Annotated in this window: 7 protein-coding genes and 1 rRNA gene; 4 read left to right on the top strand and 4 right to left on the bottom strand. The window is 63.5% G+C overall.

Annotated features, from left to right (window positions below; genetic code table 11):
* The 4 genes from CH273_RS10630 to CH273_RS10615 all read right to left on the bottom strand — a co-directional run.
* Positions 1-95: ribosomal RNA gene (locus CH273_RS10630) — 16S ribosomal RNA — on the bottom strand; the annotation flags it as partial.
* 456 nt (positions 96-551) lie between these two features.
* A complete protein-coding gene (locus tag CH273_RS10625; RefSeq protein ID WP_032395088.1) occupies positions 552-953 on the bottom strand; it encodes a RidA family protein in 402 nt (133 codons plus the stop codon).
* Positions 950-1,747 carry an IclR family transcriptional regulator gene (locus tag CH273_RS10620; RefSeq protein ID WP_052049445.1) on the bottom strand — a complete coding sequence of 266 codons (798 nt, stop codon included), beginning with the start codon at positions 1,745-1,747 and terminating at the stop codon, positions 950-952. Before CH273_RS10620 ends, CH273_RS10625 begins: the two co-directional genes overlap by 4 nt.
* Positions 1,744-2,766, bottom strand: coding sequence for a sugar kinase (locus CH273_RS10615; protein WP_230596741.1), 1,023 nt, complete (start codon positions 2,764-2,766; stop codon positions 1,744-1,746). The genes CH273_RS10620 and CH273_RS10615 overlap by 4 nt, the downstream gene beginning before the upstream one ends.
* A gap of 122 nt (positions 2,767-2,888) precedes the next feature.
* On the opposite strand from CH273_RS10615, the gene CH273_RS10610 reads away from it, so the two are divergent.
* From CH273_RS10610 to CH273_RS10595, 4 genes are read left to right on the top strand one after another with little or no spacing between them, the layout of a single operon-like run.
* On the top strand, positions 2,889-4,172 hold the full coding sequence (locus CH273_RS10610; RefSeq protein WP_082322446.1) for a type III PLP-dependent enzyme domain-containing protein: 1,284 nt from the start codon (positions 2,889-2,891) through the stop codon (positions 4,170-4,172).
* Positions 4,173-4,185: 13 nt separating this feature from the next.
* Positions 4,186-5,799: an N-acyl-D-amino-acid deacylase family protein gene (locus tag CH273_RS10605; protein ID WP_032395086.1), complete on the top strand. Its 1,614-nt coding sequence runs from the start codon at positions 4,186-4,188 to the stop codon at positions 5,797-5,799.
* 5 nt (positions 5,800-5,804) lie between these two features.
* Positions 5,805-6,434, top strand: a complete 630-nt coding sequence (locus tag CH273_RS10600) for a bifunctional 4-hydroxy-2-oxoglutarate aldolase/2-dehydro-3-deoxy-phosphogluconate aldolase (protein ID WP_094637993.1) — start codon at positions 5,805-5,807, stop codon at positions 6,432-6,434.
* On the top strand, positions 6,431-7,873 hold the full coding sequence (locus CH273_RS10595; protein WP_032395084.1) for a GntP family permease: 1,443 nt from the start codon (positions 6,431-6,433) through the stop codon (positions 7,871-7,873). Before CH273_RS10600 ends, CH273_RS10595 begins: the two co-directional genes overlap by 4 nt.
* The last annotated feature ends 16 nt before the right edge of the window (positions 7,874-7,889 follow it).

The following is a 7,889-nucleotide window of genomic DNA, read 5'->3' as shown; positions in this document are numbered from 1 at the left end:
CCGCTCGTGTACCCCGAAAGGCCTTACCGCTCGACTTGCATGTGTTAAGCACGCCGCCAGCGTTCGTCCTGAGCCAGGATCAAACTCTCCGTAAAAGACCTGCGAAACAACAATCCCCACAAGGGACCGTGAATCAGTCAAAGACATCAAGTCAAATCACTAGCAAAAAAACTCAACTAGCATTTCAAACAACACCCGACAACAACCACCACAAGCGGATGGCTGATACATCGAATGCTTTCACCAAAATAATTTCGGCACTGACATTCATCGACACACTGTTGAGTTCTCAAAGAACACGCACACACCGTCGCTGCCGTTTGCACGGTAACTTCGGGGCTTACACGCTCGAACCCCAGGCATGGCTGATACCATCTCGCCTTGCCTGGGTTGTTCAGTGCATACTCCGTACAACCTCGTTGTCCCAGTCCGTGAAGACCGGGTCGGTGTCCGTGTCGCTCTGACTCGACAAAAGTTACGCGAAGACCAACGCTTACGCAAATCGCCTGGTCAGATGTAATTTTCGTGTGAACATCTGCCGCCGGACTCGGTCAGACTATCGCGACGGCGTCGATTTCGACCAACATCTCTTCTCGTGGCAGGCCCGTGAACACTGTCGTGCGGCTCGGTAGGACGTCCCCCGAGGTATGTGCCGACACGAACTGTCCGTAGGCGTCGTTCATGGTGGAGAAGTCTTCGCGCTTGGTCAGATAGACCCTCAGCATGACGACGTCGTCGAATGTCGCACCGCTGGCCTCGACGATGGCCTTGACGTTCTCGAGAGTGCGGGTCGTCTGTGCGGCAACATCGCCTGGGTACAAGTACTCGCTGGTGACCGGGTCGACCGGTCCCTGCCCCGAGACCTGAACGAACGGTCCCTTCCGGACTCCTTGAGAAAAGGTGTGAGCCGGTGCGGGCGCGTCTGTGGTGCGGATTTCGATCTTTTCACTCATTGTGTTCCTTCCGTCGAGCTCTCGTCCTGTGTCTTGCGGTCCTGGGTTTGTCGCGGTCGCCAGCCCAATCCCTCGGAGATCGCGGCCGCGGCGCGCTGTACTTCGGGGAGTGTTGCCAGGACCTGTTGGTGATCGAGCACCATGTCGGGAACAGACATCGACACCGCTGCCACGACCTCGCCGGTTCCGTCGCGCACTGCGCAGCCGATGCAGTTGACGAACGACTCGTGCTCCTCGCGGTCCTCGGCGAACCCCTGCTCGCGCACGAGGTCGAGCTCGCGCAGATAGCGCTCGGCCGTCGTGATCGTTCGTTCGGTGAACGGTGTGTATGTGATGCCGTGTGCAATCTGCGCTCGTTCTGCCTCGGGACGGGCCGAGACCAGAACCTTCCCCACAGCTGTGCAGTGGAGTGGTGCGGGCTTTCCGATTCGCGAATACATCCGCACACTCTGTTGGGCGTCGAACTTGTCGATATAGATCACGACGCCTGCCTCGTAGGTGGCGAGATGGACGGTCTGACCGGTGATCGAGTTCAGTTCGGCCAGATGCGGCCGCGCGATGCTCCGAACGTCGCGCTGTTCGAGCGCTCGGTTGGCGAGCTCGAACAGCCTGGATCCGAGCTGATAGCGGTGATCCACGTCGTGCTGGACGAATCGGTCGGCTTCCAACGTGCGCAGCAGGCGCAGCACGGTCGTCTTGTGAACCTCGAGGACCGACGCCAACTCGTCGAGTGAACGCGGGCCGTCGCCGAGCAAGCCGAGGAGTGTCATCGCTCGCGCGAGACTTTGACTCACTGCAATACCCCCGAGTGACGAGCGGTGGTGACTGCGTAGTCCAGCCTCGCCCAGTCGGCGTCGTGCAGTTCGGCCAGTTCGATCAGCACCGCCAGGGGCAGCACCGAGGCGATGTCACCGTGCCCGGTCAAGGCACCCGCCGCGCAGAGATGCCCGAACCGAACGCGCTCGACGGAACTCCTACCCAACATCAGTCCGGTCAGATACCCGCCCGCGAACGCGTCTCCGGCACCGATCTTTTCGACTACGTCGAGCTTCAGCGCCGGTACGTCGACCCGAGAGGTTCCCTCGAACGCCGTCACGGTGTGCGCGTCGTTCTTGATCACCAGATGGCGTGGCTGCGGGAACATCTCGCGCAGCTCGGCGGGATCGGATGTGCCGAACACCAGCGCAGCTTCGTCGGCCCCCATGGACACCACATCGCTTCCCCGAACATGTTCCCCGAGCACATCTGCAGCTGCGTCCGGCCGAGACTTCCACAGCGCCGGCCGATAGTTCAGATCGAAGCTGACGACGGTGGGTAGATCCATCAGGGACCTCGTCAGGTCGGCCGCGGTATCGGAGATCGCCACGGTGATCCCGGTGAAGTGGATCAAGTCGGCACGATCGACCAAGGTCGCCGCACGCCCGTCGATGTCTCCCGGCGACAGGGCGCTCGCAGCCGAGCCGGTACGGAAGTACGTCATGGCACTGTCTCCGCACGCGAGGTCGTGTCGATCATCGGAACCCGAGCCGCGTTGCTTCACATACATGCCCGTGGGTCGCGCGTCGTCGACCGTCACACCGGAGGTGTCGACACCTGCCGCGTCCAATTGGCCGACGAGGTACCGGCCGAATCCGTCGTCGCCCACTCTCGAGATCCACGATGCATCGACGCCCAGTTGACCGAACACCCTTGCCACGTTGGCTTCAGCGCCACCGGCCGTGCGATGGAAGGTGTCCGAATTCTCCAGTGGGCCAGGCTCGGCGACCAGAACGACGAGGCCTTCGCCTACGCACACCGCTCGTGGTGCTTTCACGTCGATCTCCTCGAACTCTTGCGGGAACGCTGGCTTTCGTTGCAGACTACAAATCATAAACACATTGCGCAACTAGCGTTGCACAATACGCAACGCATTCGATCGAGACCCAGGAGACGACCGTGATCGACACCGATGCCGTCGAGGCACTCAGCCGGCGAGTGCTCGGACCCGAGCACAAGGCGCTGCCACCCAGGTCGTGGGGGCACACCATCGAGAGCTTTCTCGCCACGTCGCCACGACTCTCCGAGTTCACGACGCCGGTACTCACTCTCGACCGCGCACGCATCGCGTCGAACATCTCGGTCATGGCCGAGTGGTCGGCGCGCGCGGGAGTGCTGCTCGCGCCCCACGGCAAGACGTCGATGGCACCTCAACTGTGGAAACAGCAACTCGATGCGGGAAGCTGGGCGATCACCCTCGCAACGGGATGGCAGGTTCAGGCAGCGCGTGCGTTCGGGGTCGAACGGGTCGTTCTCGCCAATGCCGAGATCGATCCTGTCGCACTGACATGGATTGCGGCCGAACTGGATTCGCATCCGACATTCGAGTTCTATTGCTGGGCGGACAGCGTCGCGACGGTGCACGAGATGGACCGCATCCTGGCGGCGCAGGGAACACGCTCCATCCCGGTCATCGTCGAACTCGGTGGCCCGCACGGTCGCACCGGCGCGCGGACGACCGACGAGGCGATCGCGGTCGCTCGTGCCATCGCGTCGTCGCCGCGACTGACCCTGGCCGGGGTCGGCGGCTACGAGGGCGCACTCAGCCACGACCGGACCGACAGCGGCCTCGCGGCGGTTCGGACCTACCTCGACAACGTCGCCACCCTTCATCGCGCGCTCGATGCCGAAGGGTTGTACGGCGACCATGCGATCGTGACTGCCGGCGGTAGCGCCTACCAGGACCTGGTTGTCGAGCGGTTGCACTCCCTCACCACCGGCGAGGGGGTACCTACCGACGTGGTGCTGCGCTCCGGTGCCTATGTGGTGCACGACGACGGCTTCTACTCGCAGATCTCACCACTGACTCCCGCCCGCACCGACGCGCCGCTGATGTCTGCGATGCACGGATGGGCTCGGACGGTATCCCGGCCGGAACCCGGTCTCGCGCTGATCGATGCAGGCAAGCGGGACTTTCCGTTCGACGAAGGTCTGCCGGTCCCCCAGCTGGTTCGAGGAACCGAAACCCTCGATTCCGGTGCCGCTGTCACAGCGCTGAACGATCAACACGCGTTCCTTCGCCTACCGGCCGAGGACGCCGCGGCGCTGCCGGTCGGATCGGTGGTGCGGTTGGGCCTGTCTCACCCGTGCACCGCCTTCGACAAATGGCGTCTGGTTCCCGTCGTCGACGACGCCGATGGCGACGATCCCCGCGTCGTCGATCTCGTGCACACATTCTTCTAGAAAGCCGAAACCCTTGTCCGATATCCTCATTCGAGGTGCCGACGTCATCGACGGCACCGGGTCACCGCGGCAGCGTCGTGACGTTCTCGTACGCGACGGTCTCATCGCCTGGGTCGCCGAACCCGGCACCGTTCACGGTGTCGACAGAATCGTCGACGCCACCGAGGGGCACGTCCTGTCCCCCGGGTTCATCGACATGCACGCCCATTCCGATCTGCGTCTGCTGACCGACCCCGACCACTTCCCGAAGATCAGTCAGGGCGTCACCACCGAAGTCATCGGACAGGACGGAATCGCCTACGCTCCGATCGACGACGCGACGCTCGATGTGGTGCGGCGTCAGATCGCCGGATGGAACGGCAATCCCGTCGACCTCGACTTCTCGTGGCGTTCGGTCTCGGAGTACCTCGCTCGCCTCGACCAGGGCATCACTCCGAACGCTGCCTATCTCGTTCCCCAGGGAACACTGCGATACCTCGCGGTCGGCCCTGATCAGCGACCCGCGTCGTCGTCCGAGATCGCCCACATGCAGCAGTTGTTGGCACAGGGGCTGCAGGAAGGTGCCGTCGGGATGTCGAGCGGCTTGACGTACACGCCCGGAATGTACGCGGACACAAGCGAATTACGAGCGTTGTGCGAGGTCGTCGCCGACTTCGGTGGGTTCTATGCGCCGCACACTCGGTCCTACGGCGCGGGCGCGCTCGACGCGTATCAGGAGATGCTCGATCTCTCCGAGCAGACGGGATGTGCGCTGCATCTGACTCACGCGACGATGAACTTCGGCGTCAATCGGGGCCGGGCACGCGAGTTCTTGGACCGCGTCGATTCGGCGATCGCGAACGGCTGCGACGTCACCCTCGACACGTATCCCTATCTGCCCGGAGCCACCACCTTGTCTGCGCTGCTTCCGAGTTGGGCGATGTCGGGTGGCCCGGACCGCGCGCTGGAACGACTCGACGATCCGGACATGCGTCGACGCATCGCACGAGATGTCGATGTCAACGGGTCCGACGGCTGCCATGGCGTCACCGTCGAGTGGGAGACCATCCAGCTCAGCGGGGTCGCTAACCCCGACCTCGATCGGTACGTCGGACGCACGATGTCCGACATCGCGTCCGAGGCGGGTAGGTCCCCGGTGGACGTGTTCTTCGACTTTCTTCGCCGAGACGCGCTGGCCACCACCATCCTGCAGCACGTCGGACACGAGGAGAACGTGCGCGAGATCATGGCGCATCCACGTCATATGGGCGGCAGCGACGCGATCCTGGTCGGCGAGAAGCCGCACCCGCGCGCCTGGGGAACGTTCCCCCGCTACCTGGGTCACTACGCGCGAGACGAGCAGTTGCTGTCACTGGAGGACTGCGTCAATCATCTGACCGGCCGTCCCGCTGAGCGACTCCGCCTGCGCGCCCGCGGCACGATCGCCGAAGGGTACGCAGCCGATCTCGTCCTGTTCGACCCGGCCACCGTCCGCGACACCGCCACGTTCGAGAACCCGAAACAACAGGCCCAAGGCATCAGCCACGTCATGGTCAACGGCGCGTTCGCCATCGACGAGCATCGCCCCACTCATTCTCTGGCAGGCCACGCCCTGCGGATGAACCCCACCGGAAGGCAAACATCGTGAACGCCATGACGACCATTCTCGAGGATCGCACACTGTCGGTGGTGCGCGCCCCGCACATCTCGGATTCTGCTGCGTTGGCAGATGCGCTCGCGCGCGGAGGAATTCGCGCGCTCGAGCTGACCTTCACCACGCCCGGCGTCCTCGCGCTGATCCGCGCGGCATCGGACGCAGGTGCAGTCGTCGGGGCGGGCACGGTCCTGACCGCCGACCAAGCCCGGTCCGCGATCGACGCCGGGGCGCACTTCGTCGTGACACCCGGGCTGCGTCCCGACGTTGCCGCGATCGTCACCGACGCCGGGGTCCCGCTCATGATGGGCGCACTCACCCCGTCCGAGGTGATGACCGCCCTCGATCTCGGAGCCGATGCCGTGAAGATATTTCCGGCTCGGACCGTCGGGCCCGCGTATTTCAAGGATCTGCTCGGCCCCTTCCCCGACGCACAACTCGTTCCGTCCGGCGGAGTCAATGCGGGCAACGCTGCTCAGTTCCTGGAATCAGGTGCCGTCGCAGTGACTGCAGGTACCGATGTGGTCCCACCGGCGTCGGTCGCGGCCGCCCAGTGGGACGACATCACCGTGCGAGCGCAGGCGTTCGTGGCGGCTATCAGTGCACACATCAAGGAAGGCTCGTCATGAATTCTGTCGTCGACTGGCTCAGGACCTCGACTCCTGGTCTACTCGTACTGTGCGGCATCGCAATTGCCGTACTGCTCGTAGTCATCATCAAGGTCAAGCTCGAACCGTTCATCGCACTTCTCATCGTCGGCCTCGGATTGGCTCTGGCTGCCGGTTTGCCCGTCAACGAGATAGTCGGTACCGCGATCAAGAGCAACGAGTCGCTTCTCGAAACCGGGTTCGGCGGCATCCTCGGGCACATCGCAGTCATCATCGGACTGGGAACGGTCCTGGGGGCGATTCTCGAAAAGTCGGGTGGCGCACAGGCTTTGACCGCCAAACTACTCGGGATCTTCGGCGAACGCGGAGCACCCATCGCAATGGGACTGCTGGGGCTGATCTTCGGCATCCCCGTCTTCTTCGACATCGGCATCTTCGTGCTGGCACCGCTGGTGTACGTGGCGGCGCGTCAAGGCGGAAAGTCGTTGGTGCTCTATGCGCTGCCGATGCTGGCCGGGTTGTCCATGACGCACGCCTTCCTGCCGCCACACCCAGGTCCGGTCGCCCTCGGCGGGTTGCTCGAGGTGAACCTGGGCTGGCTCATCCTGTTCGGATTCATCTGCGGGATACCAGGATTCATCGCCGCCGGCCTGGTCTGGGGTAACTGGATCGGTAAACGCGTCATCGTCGACGTCCCCGAGGACTTCATCAACGACAGCGACGACGCAAGCACCACCGAGAGTGGAGGCGCAGGCACGGTCGCAACCAAGCGCCCGGTCGTCACGACGCCGCCGTCGGTGGGCACGATCGGAGCGATCATTGCCGTTCCACTGGTCCTGATCCTCGGGGCCACGTTCGGCAGCATTCTGCTCGATCCCGGAAACCTCCTCGAAGTACTCACGTTCTTCGGCACACCGGCCGTCGCGCTGCTCATCGCAGTTCTGATTGCGTTCTATGTTCTGGGCATTCGACGCGGATCCACAGTCCAGGAACTCAGCAAGCTGACCGGAGAGTCACTTCGTCCGGTAGGCATGCTGTTGCTGGTCGTCGGAGCTGGTGCGTTCTTCGGAAAGGTCATCTCGGCCACGGGTATCGGCACGGCGTTGGCCGACACCATGGCAGCCGCGGGCCTACCGATCATCGTCTTGGCCTACATCATCAGCTGCGCCCTGCGCGTGGCGCAGGGCTCGGCCACAGTGGCCATCGTGACGACCGGCGGAATCGTCGGACCCCTGGTGGCGGCGCAGGACTACTCGGCTCCGGCCGTGGCGCTCATCGCCATGGCCATCGCGGCGGGCTCGATCATCGCCAGCCACGTCAACGACGGCGGATTCTGGATCATCGCGAAGTTCTTCAACCTCACCGTCAAGCAGACTCTTCAGACGTGGACGGTCCTCGAGACCATTCTGTCCGTGGTCAGCTTCGCCGTCGCAGGGATTCTGTTCGCAATCATCGCCTAGAGCCGGTGGCGCGATT

It is taken from the genome of Rhodococcus sp. 05-339-2 (assembly GCF_002258965.1).
Classification (GTDB): Bacteria; Actinomycetota; Actinomycetes; order Mycobacteriales; family Mycobacteriaceae; genus Rhodococcoides.
The sequence above is the reverse complement of the archived record's forward strand: the minus strand, read 5'-3'. Positions and strand labels throughout refer to the sequence as shown.